This is a genomic window from Parasphingopyxis sp., from assembly GCF_052168295.1.
Taxonomy (GTDB): domain Bacteria; phylum Pseudomonadota; class Alphaproteobacteria; order Sphingomonadales; family Sphingomonadaceae; genus Parasphingopyxis.
Genome location: NZ_JBQLZN010000088.1, coordinates 1 through 17,477, shown reverse-complemented (window position 1 = coordinate 17,477; position 17,477 = coordinate 1). Strand labels below are relative to the sequence as shown.

The following is a 17,477-nucleotide window of genomic DNA, read 5'->3' as shown; positions in this document are numbered from 1 at the left end:
TATGAGCCGGCTGGTCGTCGTTTCGAACCGCGTTTCCGTACCCAAGGCGCAAAGCGCCGGCGGCGCGCAGGGCGGGCTCGCCGTCGCGCTGCTCGCGGCGCTGCGCGAAAGCCGGGGGATCTGGTTCGGCTGGTCGGGCGAGGAAACCGAGGCCTTCGAGGGCAAGATCGATTTCCAGCGCCATGACGGCGTGACCACGGCGACGATCGATCTCGAGCCGCAGGATGTCGAGGAATATTATAACGGCTATGCCAACCGGACGCTTTGGCCGCTCTTCCACTTCCGCATCGATCTTACCGAGTTCGAGCGCGATTTCGGCAAGGGCTATGAGCGGGTCAACGACCGTTTCGCGCAAAACCTGATTCCGCTCGTCGAGCCCGAAGACCTTATCTGGGTGCACGATTATCATCTGATGCCGCTCGGCGAACGCTTGCGGTCGCTCGGCGCGAAGAACCGGATCGGCTTTTTCCTCCATATTCCCTGGCCGCCGACCAGCCTGTTCGTCTCGCTGCCCTATCATGCGCGGCTCGTGCGCACGATGCTGTCCTACGATGTTATCGGTTTCCAGACCGTCCAGTCGCTCGACAGTTTTCTCTATTATTGCGAGAAGGAACTCGGTGCCGAGGTCGATGGCCGGACCATCCATTTCGAGGGGCGCAGCGTTCGCGCCGACGCCTTCCCGATCGGCGTCGATTTCGAGGAATTCACGGCGTTCGAAGGGTCCGGCGACGCGCGCCAGGCCGAGCAGCGCATCCTGTCGAGCAGCCGCGGCCGCAAGGTCATCATCGGCGTCGACCGGCTCGACTATTCGAAAGGCCTGCCAGAACGGTTCGACGCCATCGGCCGCTTTTTCGATCTCCATCCCGAGCGCACGGCGAAAACGCTGTTCATCCAGATTGCGCCGCCCTCGCGGCAGGATGTCGGATCGTATCAGGAGATCCGCGCCGAGCTCGAAAGCATGGCGGGGCGGATCAACGGCGCGCGCTCGGAAGTCGATCTCGTGCCGATCCGCTACGTCAACCAGGGCTATCCGCGCCGCGAACTGTTCGGCTTCTACCGCGCGGCCCATGTCGGGCTAGTCACGCCGCTGCGCGACGGGATGAACCTCGTCGCGAAGGAATATGTCGCGGCACAGGATGGCGAAGATCCCGGCGTGCTCGTGCTCTCGCAATTCGCGGGTGCCGCCGACCAACTCGACGGTGCCCTGAGCGTCAATCCCCACAGCCATGAAAGCATGACCGAGGCGATCCGCGAAGCGCTCGACATGCCGCTCGACGAGCGCGTCGGCCGCTGGCAGGGCATGATCGACAATCTCCGCCAGGAAGACGTTTCTTGGTGGCGCGACCGGTTCATCGCCGCGCTGAAAGGGTGAGCGATGAGGCTGTTGGTTGCGGATATCGGCGGCACGCGGGCGCGATTTGCGATGGCGCGGCGATCCGAACGGACCGTCGAGCTCGACGCCGCGAAAACGCTCGCCGTGGACGATTATCCCGATTTCGAAACGGCATGCCGCGCCTATCTGCAGTCCGTCGCGCCGGCACGCCCGACCGATGCCGCCCTCGCGCTCGCCTGCGGGCCGGCCGAGGATGTCGTCAAGCTGACCAATAATTGCTGGATATTCGATCGGGCGGCCATCGAACGTGCTTTCGGCCTGCAATCCTGCCTGTTCGTCAACGATTTCGAGGCCGTGGCCCACACGGTTGCGAATGCGGAACCGGATGATCTTGTCAGCCTGGCGGGGAGCGCGGAGATCGGTCCGCAAGACGTGGTCTCGATATTGGGGCCGGGCACGGGTCTCGGCGTCGCGCTGCTTATCCGCAATGGCGAAAGCTATCGCGTCGTCCCGACCGAGGCCGGCCATATCGGGTTCGCGCCGCAAGACGCGTTCGAAGACGGACTGACCGCACGATTGCGCGCACAGTTCGGGCGGGTCTCGGCCGAGCGCGTCGTCGCCGGCCCCGGCCTCGCGGCGCACATGGCAGCGCTATCGGACGATTCCGGCAAGCAGTCTTCCGATGCGGCGCTCTGGCAAGCTGCGCTCGATGGTCACGGCACGGCCGGCGCTGCGCTCGCCCGCTTCCTGGCCGCCTATGGCAGCTTTGCCGGCGATATCGCGCTCGCGCATGGATCGCACCATGTCGTGCTCGTCGGCGGGCTCACCGAGCGCCTCCTCGAGCAACTGCCGCAATCCGATTTCATGGAGCGATTTCGCGAGAAAGGGCGCTTCGCAAGCCAGATGGCCGACACGCCAATCAGTTTTTTGCGCAAGGCGGAGCCGGGCCTGACAGGTGCTGCCCTCGCTTTCTTCCGATAATCATTCGACTTTTGGCGACTGAAATCACGCGTCACATTATGATAGCCTCGGCCAAGCGCAACACTGACCAAGGCCCGGGAATCGGAAGATGGAAATAGCCGAAATCGCGTCTTTTCTCGCGCGGCACGAGCCGTTTGCGAGCTTGCCCGATCCACTGCGCGAGGCGCTGAGCCGCGCGATCGAGATCCGCTATTTTCCGCGCGGTTCGAGCGTGATCGAAGCAGGCGAAACCAACGCGCATCTCGGTATCATCCGTTCCGGCGCGGTCGAACTCCGGCTCGGCGGCACCGAACTGAGCGCGCGGCTCGGCGAGGGGCAGTGTTTCGGCTATCCATCGCTCTTGCGCGACGGGATCGCACGCAATGCCGTCGTCGCGCGCGAGGATACGTTGCTCTACCGGCTGCCGGCCAAGAATTTCCGCGCGTTGAACGAGAAAAGCGAAGCCTTCCGCGCCTTCTTCATCGCGGACGAAAATGCCCGGCTCAGAAAGGCCGTCAGCCGGCTCGAGACGATGCGTGAAGGCGCGGGTTCCGGCCCGGCGCAGGTCGAGGTCGGTGCGCTGCTGCGCCGCCGCGACGTGATTTCGGCTCATCCGGAAACGCCGATCCGCGATGCGGCGCGGCTGATGACGGACGCCGATGTATCGACACTGCCGCTCATCGCCGACGGCCGCCTCGTCGGCATCGTGACGGACAAGGATCTGCGGCGGCGCGTGCTGGGCGCGGGCCGTTCGGCCGATGCGCCGGTCGAAACGATCATGACGGCCGACCCGATCACGGTCGGCGCCGATACGGACATGCTGTCCGCGATGCTGACCATGAGCGAACGCAATATCCATCATCTGCCCGTCACCGACCCGGACGATGCGCTGATCGGCGTGCTGGGCGCCAGCGACCTGCTGAACCGGTTCGGCACGAGCGCCGTGCATGTCGTGTCGCGGGTGCGCGCCGCCGCGGATGCTGAAGCGGTGGCCGAGGCGACCGACCGGTTGCCCCAGGCGCTGATCCATCTCGTCGATTCCGGCGTCGATGCCGAACATGTCTCGCGCTTCGTCTCCTCGATCGGCGAAGCGGCGCATCAGCGTCTCCTGACGCTGGCGGAGGACGCGCTCGGCACGCCGCCCGCGCCCTTTGCACTGGCGATATTCGGCTCTCTCGCGCGGCAGGAACAGGCGCTCGGCTCCGACCAGGACAATGGGTTCGTCTTCGGCGATGGCTACGACCCGGACGCGCATGACGACTATTTTTCCGAGCTCGCGGCGCGGCTGAGTGATGGGCTCAATGCCGCGGGCTATGTCTATTGCCCCGGCGATATCATGGCGACCAACACGCGCTATCGAAAAGGCGCGGCCGACTGGATGGCCGATTATGATCGCTGGATCAGCACGCCCGATCCCGATGCGATCCTCAACGCGACGATCTTCTTCGACCTGCGCGGTATCGCCGGCGAGACCGATCTGGTCGATGCGTTGCGCGACGACATTTACGCAAAGGCGCGCGATAACGGGATATTCCTCTCCTTCGTCGCCCGGGCGGCGGCGAAGAACCGCGTGCCGCTCGGCTTTTTCCGGACCTTCCTGCTCGACCATGACGAACGCGAAGGCGATGTGCTCGACCTCAAGCTGCAGGCCATCGCACCGATCGTCGATATCGCGCGTGTCTACGCGCTGGCGGGCGGAATCGCGGCGGCGAATACGAAAGCGCGGCTCGCCGCGTGTGCCAGCGAAGGCGTGATCGGCGAAGAGGCGGCGGCCGATCTTGCCGACTGTTTCGATTTCGTGCGCGGCGTGCGCTTCCGCCACCAGGCCGACCAGATCCGTGCCGGCGATCCGCCGACGAACAAGCTCGCCCCGGCCAGCCTGTCGCGTTTCGAGCGCGAGCATCTGAAGGACGCGTTCAAGGTGATCCGCGAACAGCTCGACGCGGTCGGCCGCGCCTATGCTGGCGGCATTACATGATATTCGGCAGGCGCGGCCGGTTCGAACGCCAGCGCGCCCGTGCGGCCGCCGCCGCCAAAGGGACGCCGCTCGAAAGTTTTTATGCCGTCGGCGTGCCGGATTTCGCGGCCGATGCGGATGCGGTGGACATGATCGCAATCGATCTCGAAACAGACGGGCTCGATGCCGAGAAGGACGCGATACTGGAGGCCGGCTGGGTCGGCTTGACCTCCGGCACGATCCGCGCCGCGACGGCCGGGCGATTGCGCCTGCGGCCCGAACAGCGGCTCAGCGCGCAAAGCGTCGTGATCCATCATATCACCGACGATGCGGCCGCCGACGGGCTGGCCGAAGCCGAAGCGCTCGAAGCGCTGCTCCCCGCGCTGGCGGGTGTCCCGCTGGTCGCGCATTTCGCCGAGATCGAACGCGGCTTTCTCGATGCCGCCTGCCGCCGCTGTTTCGGTGCGCCCTTTGTCGCGCCCTTCATCTGCACGATGCAGCTCGAACAGCGCTGGTATCCAGCGACCCGCGCGGCGGACGGGCTTCGCCTTGGCAAGCTGCGCGCACGGCACGGCCTCCCCGCCTATCGCGCGCATGACGGGCTAACCGACGCGCTCGCCTGTGCCGAGCTGTTCCTGGCCCAGCGCGCGAAACGTGGCGATGCCCCGATCCGGCTCGGCGATCTCCTGGCGCGCTAGGCGCCGAACAATCCCCATTAGACCCCCCATTAGACCAAAGTCGCGCTGTTAATACGCGCGCTTTCCACTAGCCTTTGACGATGAGAATAGAATCCGGGCCGCGTCGCCCGGGTTCACGCATTAGAGGAGGGGTGGACCATGTCCGACGATACCAGTCAGAATTCCGGCGAAGACGATCACGTCACGAGCGATACTGAACAGGCCTATTGGAAGGCCAATATCCGGCTGCTCGTCACGCTAATGAGCATCTGGTTCATCGTCTCGTTCGGGGCGGGAATCCTGTTCCGCCCGTTCCTCGATCAGTTTTCGCTCGGCGGTTATCCGCTCGGTTTCTGGTTCGCCCAGCAGGGCTCGATCTACGTCTTCATCGTGCTGATCTTCTTCTACACGATCCGCATGAAGCAGATCGAACGCACCTTCGATCTCGACGACTAGGGAGACAGGACGATGGAAACGCAAACCCTGATCTACCTGTTCGTCGGCATCAGCTTTGCCCTGTATATCGGCATCGCGATCTGGTCGCGGGCAGGATCCACCAAGGAATTTTACGTCGCAGGCGGCGGGGTGAACCCGGTCGTCAACGGCATGGCGACGGCCGCCGACTGGATGTCGGCCGCCAGCTTCATCTCGATGGCCGGGCTCATCGCCTTTCTCGGCTATGACGGCTCGGTCTATCTCATGGGCTGGACGGGCGGCTATGTGATGCTCGCCCTGCTGCTCGCACCCTATCTGCGAAAATTCGGCCAGTTCACGGTGCCCGACTTCATCGGCACGCGCTATTATTCGAGCGCGGCGCGCGTCGTCGCAGTGATCTGCCTGATCTTTATCAGCTTCACCTATATCGCCGGGCAGATGCGCGGCGTCGGAATCGTGTTTTCGCGCTTCCTCGACGTGCCGATCGATCTCGGCGTCATCATCGGCATGGGTATAGTCTTCGTCTACGCCGTGCTCGGCGGGATGAAGGGCATTACCTACACGCAGGTCGCGCAATATTGCGTGCTGATCTTCGCCTATATGGTGCCCGCCTTCTTCATCAGCTTCCTCGTGACCGGCAACCCGATCCCGCAACTGGGCTTGGGGTCCACGGTCAACGACGGATCGGGCATGTACGTGCTCGAACGATTGGACCTGGTGCTGCAGGATCTCGGCTTCGGGCCCTATACCGAGGGGTCGAAATCGATGATCGACGTCTTCTGTATCACCGCCGCGCTGATGATCGGGACGGCGGGGCTGCCGCACGTCATCGTGCGCTTCTTTACCGTGCCCAAGGCCTCGGACGCCCGCAAATCGGCGGGCTGGGCGCTGGTCTTCATCGCGCTGCTTTACACGACGGCTCCGGCAGTCGGCGCGTTCGCCCGGATCAACTTCGTCGATACGGTCAACGAGCAGAGCTATGCGGATGCCCCCGAATGGTTCACCAATTGGGAGGCGAACGACCTCATCGCCTTTTCCGACAAGAATGGCGATGGCGTGATGCAGTATCGCGCGGGCGACGCCTTTGCCGGATCGCCGAACTTCACTGGCGAAACCGGGCCTTCGGGCGAACGGCTCGTCGACAACGCACCCAATGCGGACAGCGCGAACGAGGTCTATGTCGACCGCGACATCATGGTGCTCGCCAATCCGGAGATCGCGAACCTGCCGGGCTGGGTGATCGCGCTGGTCGCCGCCGGCGGGCTCGCGGCCGCGCTCTCTACCGCGGCCGGGCTGTTGCTCGTAATCTCCGCCTCGATCAGTCACGACCTGCTCAAGCGGACGTTCAAGCCGAACATCAGCGAGCGGGGCGAGCTGATGGCGGCCCGGATCGCGGCGACGGCTGCGATCTTCGTCGCCGGCTATCTGGGCATCTATCCGCCCGGATGGGTAGCGCAGGTGGTCGCCTTCGCCTTCGGCCTCGCCGCGGCCTCGCTGTTCCCGGCGATCTTCATGGGCATCTTTTCCAAGCGCATGAACAAGGAGGGGGCGATCGCGGGCATGGTCACGGGCCTCGCCTTCACCTTCCTCTACATCGCCTATTTCAAACTCTGGAATCCGGATGCGAATGTCGCGGCCAACTGGTTCCTCGGCATCTCGCCGGAGGGCATCGGGGTGATCGGCATGCTGCTCAACTTCGCGGTGGCGCTGATCGTCTCGCGGATGACGGCGAGCCCGCCGATCGAGGTCCGGCGCCTGATCGACTCGATCAGAGTGCCCAGAGGCGCGGGAGCGGCCTCGACGCACTGAACCTCCCCAGGTTCAAACCTCCCCCGCGTCGGGGCGGAAAGGGGTGGCCGGAAGGGGCCGCCCCTTTTTCTTGGGATTTCGGGGCGTTGGCGATAAGGTTGTGATCGATCCCCCGGCCAACGAGCCGGCGGACGGAGAGGATGACCCATGGCGATCTGGATCGCGCTCGCGACCGCCATATTATATTGCGCCGGGCTGTTCCTGCTGGCCCATGCCGGCGATCTCGGAAAGGTGCGCCTCGCCGACCGGCGAATGGGCTGGGTCTACGGACTCTCGCTCGCCGTCTATTGTACAAGCTGGACCTTCTACGGCGCAGTCGGATCCGCGATCGCGACCGGCTGGCAGTTCCTGCCCATTTATCTGGGCCCGATCCTGCTGTTCACCATCGGCTATCCGATCGTCCGCCGCGTGCTCAGGATCGGCAAGGCCCAGCACAGCACCTCGATCGCGGACTTTCTCTCCGCGCGCTACGGCAAGAGCGCGTCGATCGCGGCGCTCGTCACGATCATCGCGACGATCGGCGCCCTGCCCTATATCGCCCTGCAGCTCAAATCGGTCGGTGAGACGTTGCTCACCCTCTCGCCCGATATCGTCGCGACCTTCCGCCCGGACGATGTCGTGCTCGCCGTTTCCGTCGCCATGGCGCTCTTCGCCGTTCTGTTCGGGACGAGCCGGATCGACCTCACGCAGCATAATCGCGGCATGGTGCTCGTGATCGCGCTCGAGGCGGCGATCAAACTGCTCGCGCTGTGCGCGGTCGCGGTTTTCGCCGCGATATTGCTGATGGCGGAACCGGCTGCGGTCGGCGAAGCGGCTCCCGCGCCGATCTTCGGCCTCGAACAGATCGACATACGTTTTGCGATACTCGTGCTGATTGCGGCCTGCGCCGCGCTGTGCCTGCCGCGCCAGTTCCACATGACGGTCGTCGAGGCGCAGACCGACCGGCCGGACCGCGCGATGCGCTGGGTCTTCCCGGCCTATCTGGTGCTGACCTCGCTCGCGGTATTCCCGATCGCCATGGCGGGCGTCGCGCTGTTCCCGGCGGGCAGCGTAAGCCCGGACATGACGGTGCTCGCGCTCCCGCTGCAGTTCGACGCGGAATGGCTCGCCATCTTCGCCTTTATCGGTGGCTTTTCCGCCGCGACCGGCATGATTATCGTCGCGACGATCGCGCTCTCGGGCATGATCACTAACGATATCATCGTGCCGCTCGTCTATCGTGGCCGCATGCGGCAGGGCCGGCGCGACATGCCGATCGGGCCCGCGCTGCTCAGGATCCGGCGCGCAACGATCGCCGCCCTGCTGGCACTGGCCTATTTCTATTATCGCTCGATCGACGAGACGACGTTGCTGGCCGGGCTGGGCGTGATTTCCTTTGCTGCGGCCGCGCAATTCGCGCCCGGGCTGGTCGCCGGTCTCTATTGGCGCGGTGCGAACCGCGTCGGGATGATCGCCGGGCTGGTCGCCGGGTTCACCGCCTGGCTGCTGCTGCTGTTCATTCCCGCCTATCTCGATGCCCCGCCGCCGCTGATGATCGGCGAGGACATACTCGTTTCCGGTGTCGCGATCAGCCTCGGCGCCAATATCGCGCTGCTGCTGCTCGCCTCTCTGCTCGGCCAGACGAATCTTATCGACCGCACCCAGGCCGCCGCCTTCGCATCGCCCAAGCCCGCGCCCGCCGCGGCCGCCAGCCTCTCCACCAAGGCGCGCGTCGCCGATCTCCGGCTGCTGCTCGCCGAGATCGCCGGACCCGAGCGCAGCCGCGCGGCCATCGACGCGCTGCGCGTGAGCAGCGCCCGGCCCTATGCCGATTCCGATCCGGCCGATGCCGATCTCGCCGCCCTCGTCGAAAGACAGATATCGGGGATATTGGGCGCGTCCTCGGCGCGGGCGCTGGTTGTTTCCACGCTGGAAGGCGATCCGCTGGCGCTCGAAGATGTCGTCGCGATGTTCGGGGAGACGTCGCAACGGCTGCAGTTCAGCGCCGACACACTCGAAATCGCGATCGAGAATATCGACCAGGGCGTCTCGCTCGTCGATCGTGATTTGCGCCTGACCGCGTGGAACAGCCGCTATGTCGAGATGTTCGGTTATCCCGAGGAGCTCGTGACGACCGGGCGGCCGATCGCCGACCTCATCCGTTTCAATCTGCGCAAGGCCGGTCTCGAAGGCCCGGAGTGCGAACGCCAGGTCGAGCGGCGGATTGCCCATCTGCGCGCCGGCCGGCCGCACAGCGCCGAAAGTGAACAGCCCGACGGCCGTTATCTGCGCATCCAGGGCCGCCCCGCGCCCGGCGGCGGCTATGTGACGAGCTATACCGATATCACCGCCGACCGCCTTGCCGAACTGGCACTGGAAGCGAAGATCGCCGAGCGCACGCAGCAGCTCGTGGCCGCGAACGAGGCACTCGAACGTGCGACACGATCAAAGACGCGCTTCCTCGCCGCAGCCAGCCATGATCTCGTCCAACCGATGAACGCAGCGCGCCTGTTCAGCTCGGCACTGGCCGAAGAAATTGGCAGCGAAGGGCGCATGGAGCCAAGCAAGGCGCGCGAACTGCTTGAACGGATTGACCGGTCGATCGGATCCGCCGACCAGCTGTTGCGCGCACTTCTCGATATCTCGAAGCTCGATGGCGGCGGCCTTGAGCCGCGCCCCACGCGCTTTCCGATCAACGACCTGATCGAGGAGATTGAGTCGGAATTCGCCGCGCGGGCCGAGGCGAAGGGCCTGCGGTTCCGCGCCGTACGGTCGAGCGCCTGGATCGAAACCGATCGCGGCCTGCTGCTGAGCATCTTCCAGAATCTCACCGCGAATGCCGTGCGCTATACCGATAGTGGCGGGGTGCTGATCGGATGTCGCCGGCGCGGCCCGGGGATTGCGATCACGGTTGCCGACACGGGCATCGGCATTCCGGACGACGAGCAGGGCCGGATTTTCGACGAGTTTTCGCGGTTCGCCGGAGAGCGCGGCGTAAACGGACTGGGCTTGGGCCTCGCCATCGTTCGCCGCATCGCCGATCTGCTCGACGTCGATATCACGGTCCAGTCCATCCATGGCCGCGGCAGTTGCTTCAGTCTCGAGATTCCCGCGCGGTTCGCCGAGGCGGATGCACCGCTCGAGCCGATGTCGATGGCAGAGCTGCCCGGCGCGCTCACCGATGCGCATATCCTGTGCATCGACAACGACCCGGCGGCACGCGACGCGATGGCCGCACTGTTCGAGCGGTGGAACATGACCTGCGAGATCGCCGCGGGTGAATTGGACGCGCTGGACAAACCGCGGCCCGATATCGTCGTGATCGATTATCGGCTCGATCACGGACTGACCGGAGACAATCTCTACGAGACGCTATGCACACGGTGGGGCGCCCGCCCGCCGGTTATATTGCTAACCGCCGAAGACGGTGCGACGACCGAGACGGCAGCGCAGGCAATGGGTGCCGAACGGTTGCTGAAGCCGGTGCCTGCTGGCGTGCTGCGGGCGCTGCTCAGCCGATTAGTCGCGGACAGGATACCCGCCTAGCGGCCGAGTTCGGTGGCCGCCTCGTCGATGTCGAGCTTTCCGGCGATCAGCACGGCCTGGGTGCGGTTCACGACGTCGAGCTTGCGGAAAAGCGCGGTCAGATGCGCCTTCACGGTCGCCTCGGTAATGTCCATCTCATAGGCGATCTGCTTGTTGAGCAGCCCCTGATTGAGATAGCCGAGGATGCGCCGCTGGGCCGGCGTCAGGCTGGCGAGCTTGTCATAGACCGCCAAGTCTTCCTCCGCCGCGCCATTGCCTTCCGGGAACGAGATATCGCCCGCGCCGATCGCCGCGAGCGCGGTCTTCATCGCGGCAAGATCGGCCGATTTCGGGATGAATCCCGATGCGCCAAGCCGCTTCGCGGCCTGCCAGACCGCCGGGCTCTCGCTCGCCGAGACGATCGCGACCGGCATGGCCGGGAAATCCTGGCGAAAATCGAGCAGCGCGGACAGGCCCTGGCTGTCATCCATATGGATATCGAGCAGCAGCAATTGGGCATTGGCCTCGCCGGCGGCCTCGCGCGCGGCGGCAACCGTCGCCACCTCGACAACGTCTGCATCCGGCAACGCGCTTTCGACAGCCTGCCGCAACGCGCTGCGGAACAGCGGATGGTCATCGGCGATGATTACCGGCGCGGACATGTTATCGATTTTGGCGTCCTTCGATCAATCCGTCCACCAGGTCCGGATCGGCCAGCGTGGACGTATCGCCGAGCGACCCGAAATCATTCTCCGCGATCTTCCTGAGAATGCGCCGCATGATCTTGCCCGAGCGGGTCTTGGGCAGGCCGGGCGTGAACTGCAGGCAATCCGGAGTCGCGATCGGGCCGATCTCGCTGCGCACATGGCGCCTGAGTTCGGCGGCCAGCTCGTCGCTGGGTTCTTCTCCGCTGTTCAGCGTGACATAGCAATAGATGCCCTGCCCCTTGATATCGTGCGGATAACCGACGACCGCCGCCTCGGCGACCTTGTCGTGGAGCACGAGCGCGCTTTCGACCTCGGCCGTGCCCATCCGGTGGCCCGACACGTTGATCACATCGTCGACCCGGCCGGTGATCCAGTAATAGCCGTCCTCGTCCCGGCGGCAGCCGTCGCCGGTGAAATATTTGCCGCGATAGGTCGAGAAATAGGTCTGCTCGAACCGGTCATGATCGCCATAGACGCTGCGCGCCTGGCCCGGCCAGCTCGCGGTGATGCAGAGATTGCCCTCGGTCGCACCTTCCAGCGGATTGCCGTCATTGTCGACGAGCTGCGGCTGGATCCCGAAGAAAGGCAGGCCCGCGCTGCCCGGTTTCATGGCGTGCGCGCCCGGCAGCGTCGTGATCATGATCCCGCCGGTCTCGGTCTGCCACCAGGTATCCATGATCGGCCGTTCGCCATCGCCGACCGTCTCGTGATACCAGCGCCATGCCTCCGGATTGATCGGTTCGCCGACCGAACCCAGCAGCCGCAACGACGAGCGGTCATGCGCCTTTACCGGGCCCTCGCCTTCACGCATCAGCGCCCGGATCGCGGTCGGCGCGGTGTAGAAGATGTTGACCTTGTGCTTGGCGACCACGGCCCAGAACCGGCCATGGTCGGGATAGTTGGGCACGCCCTCGAACATCAGGCTCGTCGCGCCGTTCTGCAGCGGGCCGTAGACGATATAGCTGTGCCCGGTGACCCAGCCGATATCCGCCGTGCACCAGTAGATTTCGCCGGGGCGATAATCGAACACGTAGCGGAAGGTCGTTTCCGTCCAGACGGCGTAGCCGCCGGTGGTATGCACCACGCCTTTCGGCTTGCCCGTGGAACCCGATGTGTAGAGGATGAAGAGCGGGTCTTCGGCCGCCATCGGTTCGCACGGGCAGCTATCGGCCAGGCCTTCGGCAACCTCATGATACCAATGATCCCGGCCCGCGGTCATCGTGACATCGTCGCCCGTATGCCGGACGACGAGCACCGCATCGACATCGACGCCGGCATGGTCGAGCGCGGCATCGACATTGGCCTTGAGCGGTACGGTCTTGCTGCCCCGCTTCCCGGCATCGGCGGTGACGACGAACCTGCTCTCGCAATCCTCGATCCGCCCCGCTAGCGCTTCGGGCGAGAAACCGCCGAATACCACTGAATGGACCGCCCCGATCCGGGCGCAGGCGAGCATGGCGACCGCGCCTTCGAGGATCATCGGCAAATAAAGCGTCACCCGGTCGCCTTTCTCGACGCCAAGCTCCTTGAGCGCATTCGCCATCCGCACGACTTCGGTCTGCAGCTCGGCATAGCTGAGCGTGCGCGTGTCGGTGGCCGGATCGTCGGGCTCCCAGATCAGCGCCGTATCCGCGCCCCGCCCCGCCTCGACATGCCGGTCGACCGCGTTGTGACAGATGTTGAGCACGCCATCTTCGAACCATTTTATGGAAACCGGGTCGAACGACCAGTCGGCGACCTTTGTCGGCGGCGTGAACCAATCTAGCCGCTCGGCCTGGCCGGCCCAGAAACTGTCGGGATCGCTAATGCTGCTCGCGTAGAGCGCCTTATAGTCGGCCAGCGTGCAGCGCGTATCCGGATCGTCTGGCGCAGCAACGACCGCTGACTGGGTTTCCGCTTCCTTGGGTTCGATCGTCTGCATATCCATGTCCCGCCTCTCTCCGTGATCGGCGCCAGTTCCGGATCGGAAACGCGGCGCAATATATTGGGAACCGTAGCGGAAAACGGTGGCGGACCGGATATCGACATTGGTCGTAAGACCTATTGCCAATTTCGCCGAGCCCATCTCGCGCGCCATCCTCTCCCGACAGCGACGTCTTGGAGAGGACAGAGTGATGCAAAAAGCGATGAGAGCCCTGGTCCGGGCCAGCCTGCTCGCCGCCACGGCGATGACGGCGATGCCGGCCTTGGCGCAGGACCGCAGTGTCGATGAACGGCTGGACCGGCTCGAAGCGCTGGTCGAGGGGTTGATCGAACGGATCGATCGCCAGGACGGGCGCATCACCGAGCAGGATGCCGCGATCGCGACCGAAACGCAGCGCGCGATCACCGAAGCCCGCGCCGTCGCCGCGCGCACCGAGGCGGTCGAAGAGCAGATGGCCGAAGCCGAAGAGGAAAGCGGCCTCGGCTTTAGCGTCGGCGGTACACGCGTATCGTTCGGCGGCTATGTGAAGCTCGACGCGGTGACGCAGCGCACGAGCGGCGGCCAGATTCCGGGCGGCAGCATCCTGCGCGATTTCCTCATTCCGGCGGCGATCCCCGTCGGCGGCCCGGCTTCCGGCTTCGACACGGATTTCAACGTGCGCCAGACGCGCTTCTTCTTCGACACCGTCACCGAAGTCGGCGACGATCATACGCTGTCCTCGCATATCGAACTCGATTTCCAGGTTACCGGCGGCGGCGACGAGCGCATTTCCAACAGCTATGCCCCGCGCGTACGCCAGGCCTATATCAGCTACGACAACTGGCTCCTGGGCCAGGCCTGGTCCACCTTCCAGAATGTCGGCGCGCTGCCGGACACGCTCGATTTCATCGGGACGACGCCGGGCACGGTCTTCGTCCGCCAGCCGCTGGTGCGCTACACCAATGGCGGGCTGCAGATCGCGGTCGAACAGCCGGAGACGACGGTGACGGCGCCGGACGGGAGCCGGGTATTGCCCGGCGACGACACGCTGCCGGACATCGTCGCACGCTACAATTTCAACGGACTGGCCATTGCCGGCATATTGCGCACGCTGCGCGTATCGGACGACGATTTCGGCACGGGGACGGACAGCGCGATCGGCTATGGCGTCAGCGTTTCCGGGCGCGTGCCGCTCGGCCCGCGCGACGATTTCCGCTTCATGGCAACGGTCGGCGACGGGCTGGGCCGCTATATCGGCCTCAACATTGTAAACGACGCGGCCATCACCGCCGATGGCGATCTCGATCCGATCTTCACCTATTCGGGCTTTGCCGCCTTCCGCCATGTGTGGAGCGACGAGCTGCGTTCGAGCGTCGCGGCCAGCTATTTCCGCGCCGACAATCCCGTCGCGCTGACCGGCCTCGGCGTCACCGACGAAGTGTGGAATGCGATGGCCAACCTCATCTATACGCCGGTCGCCCCGCTCGATATCGGCATCGAATATATGTACGCGCGCCGCGCGCTTGAATCCGGACAGTCGGGCAATCTCCAACGCGTGCAGATGTCCGCACGATATCGATTCTAGCACCGGATACTGTGCGGCGGTCGTATCGATCGCGGCATGTCGGCATCGCGCTCCGCACCCCCAAATTCTCTGTACAGCGTTGTGGCCTGTGCTAGGGGCCGGGAATGGTGTTTACCGAACATCCGCTGCGGCGCGGGCTCGTGCGCGAAATGCATCTGCGGCGGTTTCCGCAGGTGCCCGTGCCCTGCGAGATCGTCCAGATGGTCTGGGTCATCGAGGAAGCCGAGCGCGAACAGGAACGCCGGATGATGGACGCGGCGCCCGGCGGTATCGATTTCTCTATCGACGAGGAGGCGCGCCATGTCTCCGCCACGGCAAAGTCCGGCGCCACGTTCATCTGGGAAAAACATACCGAAGCTTCGACGATCACCGCGATCCTGCCGCCCGAGGCCCAGGAGGGACAGCGCAAGATCGTCGACTGGATGGAGAATTGGCCCGGCGCCGTCGTCCGCGCGACGCGGCTGACCATCGAAGCGGACGAAGACGCGGCCGGGCAGCGGTTCGACGAAATGGAGTTTTACGAGGACGATCTCGTCTCCTGCCATCTGAGCGGCGGGGCACGGCTATGGTCGGACTTCGGCATCCATGAGGGCTATGGCCGGACGCTGATCGCGGCGAACGGCGCGCCTCCGCGCGATCTCGGGCGGATCGTCCAGCGCGTGCAGGAGCTCGGCAATTACCGCAACATGGCGCTGCTCGGTTTTCCGCTGGTGCAGCAATATGGGCCGCAGCTCGGAGCGCTGGAACGCCGGCTCGCCGATTATGGCCAGATGCTCGAACACGATCCGAAGAGCGACGACGAGGCCCTGCTCGACCAGCTGACCGGCCTGTCCGCCGAACTCGCGCTGGTCCGCGTGGAGACCGGATATCGGCTCGGCGCAACGCGCGCCTATGCCGAGATCGCGGCCAACCGGCTCGAAAAGCTCGAAGTCCGGCGCATACCGGGTTTTCCGAGCCTGACCGATTTCACCGAGCGGCGGTTGCTGCCGGCGATACGCACCTGCGAATCCTTCGAATCGCGCTTGGGCGATCTTTCGGAACGCGCGGACGGCGTGATCGCCTTGCTGAACACGCGGATCGACACGCGGATCAAGGCGCAGAACCGGGACCTGCTCTCCTCGATGGAAAGCAGCCTCGGCATCCAGCTCCGGCTGCAATCGCTGATCGAGGGCCTGTCGATCATCGCGGCGACCTATTATGCGGTCGGCCTGATCGCCTATCTCGTCAAAGGCGGCGACGCGCTGGGCGACGGGTTCGGCGCGGATGCGATCGTCGGGCTGGCCGTCTTCCCGGTCATCGCCGCCATCTATTTCTTCGTGCGCCACCAGCGGGTCAAAATCCTCGAAACGGACGAGAAGCATGCGAACGGCAAAGGCGCGGCGGATAACGGGGAACGCAAGTGAGCGAGAACCGTTGAGGTTACGTAAGAATTCTAATACACAGCGATCCGACGTCTTCGGAGGAGAAGGAAGCAATATGAGGAAAATGCATAATCTGCTCGGCGCAGTCGCCGCATTGGGCCTGATCACCACGGCCGCCTGTGGCGGGGGCAGCGACGGACCGCCGGCAGCCGAAGGCGAAGACGCCGAAGCCGATGCGCCGGCAGCGGACGCCGAGACGGCCGAAGCGCCGCCTGCGGATTCGACCGATACGCTGGACGGCACCGTCTATGCCGACTTCACCGGCGATGCGACGGCGGGCGAAGCGGTGTTCGCACAGTGCCGGACCTGCCATGTCGTGGAGCCGGGCGTGAACCGCACCGGACCGTCGCTCTACAATATCGTGGGCCGCGAGGCGGGCCAGGTCGAAGGCTTCAACTATACCGACGCGAACGCCAATAGCGGCATCGTCTGGACGCCGGAAAAATTGTTCCAGTATCTGGAAAATCCGTCGCGGATCATTCCGGGCACGCGCATGGCCTTTGCCGGCCTGCCCGAAGCGCAGGACCGTGCGGACCTGATCGCATTCCTGCAGACGCATTCGGAATAGCGAAACGCATCCAACGGATATGAAAAGGGCGGCCCGCGAGCCGCCCTTTTTTTGATCTGCCAAACAGCCGGTCAGGCGGCGACAGCCCGCCGCGCCAGCTCGCATTGCGACCAGATATCGGTCAGCGCATCGATCAGCCGGTCGATATCCGCATCGCTATGGACGGGCGACGGCGTAATGCGGAGGCGCTCCGTGCCGCGCGGTACGGTCGGATAGTTGATCGGCTGCACATAGATGCCGTGATTGTCCATCAGCCAGTCGCTGATGCGTTTGCACTTATGCGGATCGCCGACCATCACCGGGATGATATGGCTCGGATTGTCGAGATGCGGGATGCCGAGACAATTGAGCTTGTGCCGCACCTTGGCGACCCGTTCCTTCTGCCGATCGCGCTCGGCGCTGCTCGCTTTCAGATGCTTGATGCTCGCGCAGGCCCCGGCAGCGAGCGCCGGCGGTAGCGCCGTCGTGAAGATGAAGCCGCTCGCAAAACTGCGCACGAAATCGCACAGCGCGGCCGAAGCGGCGATATAGCCGCCCATCACGCCGAACGCCTTGCCGAGTGTGCCCTCGATCACGGTGATCCGGTCCATCAGCCCTTCGCGTTCGGCAATGCCGCCG

Annotated in this window: 13 protein-coding genes; 10 read left to right on the top strand and 3 right to left on the bottom strand. The window is 64.8% G+C overall.

The window, feature by feature from the left end; all coding sequences use genetic code 11:
* Position 1 precedes the first annotated feature (1 nt).
* The 7 genes from ACTS1Z_RS14120 to ACTS1Z_RS14090 all read left to right on the top strand — a co-directional run bounded on the left by ACTS1Z_RS14120 (position 2) and on the right by ACTS1Z_RS14090 (position 10,696).
* Positions 2-1,372 (top strand): alpha,alpha-trehalose-phosphate synthase (UDP-forming), encoded by a 1,371-nt coding sequence (locus ACTS1Z_RS14120; protein WP_442625113.1) that lies wholly within the window; start codon positions 2-4, stop codon positions 1,370-1,372.
* A 3-nt stretch (positions 1,373-1,375) separates the two neighbouring features.
* A complete protein-coding gene (locus ACTS1Z_RS14115) occupies positions 1,376-2,314 on the top strand; it encodes a glucokinase (RefSeq protein ID WP_442625112.1) in 939 nt (312 codons plus the stop codon).
* Between the two features lie 88 nt (positions 2,315-2,402).
* On the top strand, positions 2,403-4,271 hold the full coding sequence (locus ACTS1Z_RS14110; RefSeq protein WP_442625111.1) for a putative nucleotidyltransferase substrate binding domain-containing protein: 1,869 nt from the start codon (positions 2,403-2,405) through the stop codon (positions 4,269-4,271).
* Positions 4,268-4,948, top strand: a complete 681-nt coding sequence (locus tag ACTS1Z_RS14105; protein ID WP_442625110.1) for an exonuclease domain-containing protein — start codon at positions 4,268-4,270, stop codon at positions 4,946-4,948. The genes ACTS1Z_RS14110 and ACTS1Z_RS14105 overlap by 4 nt, the downstream gene beginning before the upstream one ends.
* A gap of 138 nt (positions 4,949-5,086) precedes the next feature.
* Positions 5,087-5,383, top strand: a complete 297-nt coding sequence (locus ACTS1Z_RS14100; RefSeq protein WP_442625109.1) for a DUF4212 domain-containing protein — start codon at positions 5,087-5,089, stop codon at positions 5,381-5,383.
* Positions 5,384-5,395: 12 nt separating this feature from the next.
* Entirely contained in the window at positions 5,396-7,171 is a 1,776-nt protein-coding gene (locus ACTS1Z_RS14095; protein WP_442625108.1) for a sodium:solute symporter family protein, read from the top strand.
* 147 nt (positions 7,172-7,318) lie between these two features.
* Positions 7,319-10,696, top strand: a complete 3,378-nt coding sequence (locus ACTS1Z_RS14090) for a hybrid sensor histidine kinase/response regulator (RefSeq protein WP_442625107.1) — start codon at positions 7,319-7,321, stop codon at positions 10,694-10,696.
* Here the strand turns inward: ACTS1Z_RS14090 and ACTS1Z_RS14085 are convergent.
* Together ACTS1Z_RS14085 and acs are read right to left on the bottom strand one after the other, a co-directional pair.
* Positions 10,693-11,337 carry a response regulator gene (locus ACTS1Z_RS14085; RefSeq protein WP_442625106.1) on the bottom strand — a complete coding sequence of 215 codons (645 nt, stop codon included), beginning with the start codon at positions 11,335-11,337 and terminating at the stop codon, positions 10,693-10,695. The genes ACTS1Z_RS14090 and ACTS1Z_RS14085 overlap by 4 nt on opposite strands.
* A 1-nt stretch (position 11,338) precedes the next feature.
* On the bottom strand, positions 11,339-13,303 hold the full coding sequence (gene acs, locus ACTS1Z_RS14080; RefSeq protein WP_442625137.1) for an acetate--CoA ligase: 1,965 nt from the start codon (positions 13,301-13,303) through the stop codon (positions 11,339-11,341).
* A 193-nt stretch (positions 13,304-13,496) separates the two neighbouring features.
* Between acs and ACTS1Z_RS14075 the strand changes: the two genes are divergently transcribed.
* The 3 genes from ACTS1Z_RS14075 to ACTS1Z_RS14065 all read left to right on the top strand — a co-directional run bounded on the left by ACTS1Z_RS14075 (position 13,497) and on the right by ACTS1Z_RS14065 (position 16,859).
* Positions 13,497-14,870, top strand: coding sequence for a DcaP family trimeric outer membrane transporter (locus tag ACTS1Z_RS14075; RefSeq protein WP_442625105.1), 1,374 nt, complete (start codon positions 13,497-13,499; stop codon positions 14,868-14,870).
* Positions 14,871-14,974: 104 nt separating this feature from the next.
* The gene (locus ACTS1Z_RS14070; protein ID WP_442625104.1) at positions 14,975-16,273 is read left to right on the top strand and encodes a DUF3422 family protein; all 1,299 of its coding nucleotides are present in this window, start codon (positions 14,975-14,977) and stop codon (positions 16,271-16,273) included.
* Between the two features lie 73 nt (positions 16,274-16,346).
* Positions 16,347-16,859 (top strand): c-type cytochrome, encoded by a 513-nt coding sequence (locus ACTS1Z_RS14065; protein WP_442625103.1) that lies wholly within the window; start codon positions 16,347-16,349, stop codon positions 16,857-16,859.
* A 71-nt stretch (positions 16,860-16,930) separates the two neighbouring features.
* On the opposite strand, the gene ACTS1Z_RS14060 is transcribed toward ACTS1Z_RS14065, so the two are convergent.
* On the bottom strand, positions 16,931-17,477 hold a 547-nt coding region (locus tag ACTS1Z_RS14060; RefSeq protein ID WP_442625102.1), incomplete at its 5' end, for an aminotransferase class I/II-fold pyridoxal phosphate-dependent enzyme.

Coding starts and splice junctions, on each gene's coding strand:
- ACTS1Z_RS14120 (WP_442625113.1), top strand. CDS start 2: ATGAGCCGGCTGGTCGTCGTTTCGAACCGCGTTTCCGTACCCAAGGCG.
- ACTS1Z_RS14115 (WP_442625112.1), top strand. CDS start 1,376: ATGAGGCTGTTGGTTGCGGATATCGGCGGCACGCGGGCGCGATTTGCG.
- ACTS1Z_RS14110 (WP_442625111.1), top strand. CDS start 2,403: ATGGAAATAGCCGAAATCGCGTCTTTTCTCGCGCGGCACGAGCCGTTT.
- ACTS1Z_RS14105 (WP_442625110.1), top strand. CDS start 4,268: ATGATATTCGGCAGGCGCGGCCGGTTCGAACGCCAGCGCGCCCGTGCG.
- ACTS1Z_RS14100 (WP_442625109.1), top strand. CDS start 5,087: ATGTCCGACGATACCAGTCAGAATTCCGGCGAAGACGATCACGTCACG.
- ACTS1Z_RS14095 (WP_442625108.1), top strand. CDS start 5,396: ATGGAAACGCAAACCCTGATCTACCTGTTCGTCGGCATCAGCTTTGCC.
- ACTS1Z_RS14090 (WP_442625107.1), top strand. CDS start 7,319: ATGGCGATCTGGATCGCGCTCGCGACCGCCATATTATATTGCGCCGGG.
- ACTS1Z_RS14085 (WP_442625106.1), bottom strand. CDS start 11,337: ATGTCCGCGCCGGTAATCATCGCCGATGACCATCCGCTGTTCCGCAGC.
- acs (WP_442625137.1), bottom strand. CDS start 13,303: ATGCAGACGATCGAACCCAAGGAAGCGGAAACCCAGTCAGCGGTCGTT.
- ACTS1Z_RS14075 (WP_442625105.1), top strand. CDS start 13,497: ATGCAAAAAGCGATGAGAGCCCTGGTCCGGGCCAGCCTGCTCGCCGCC.
- ACTS1Z_RS14070 (WP_442625104.1), top strand. CDS start 14,975: ATGGTGTTTACCGAACATCCGCTGCGGCGCGGGCTCGTGCGCGAAATG.
- ACTS1Z_RS14065 (WP_442625103.1), top strand. CDS start 16,347: ATGAGGAAAATGCATAATCTGCTCGGCGCAGTCGCCGCATTGGGCCTG.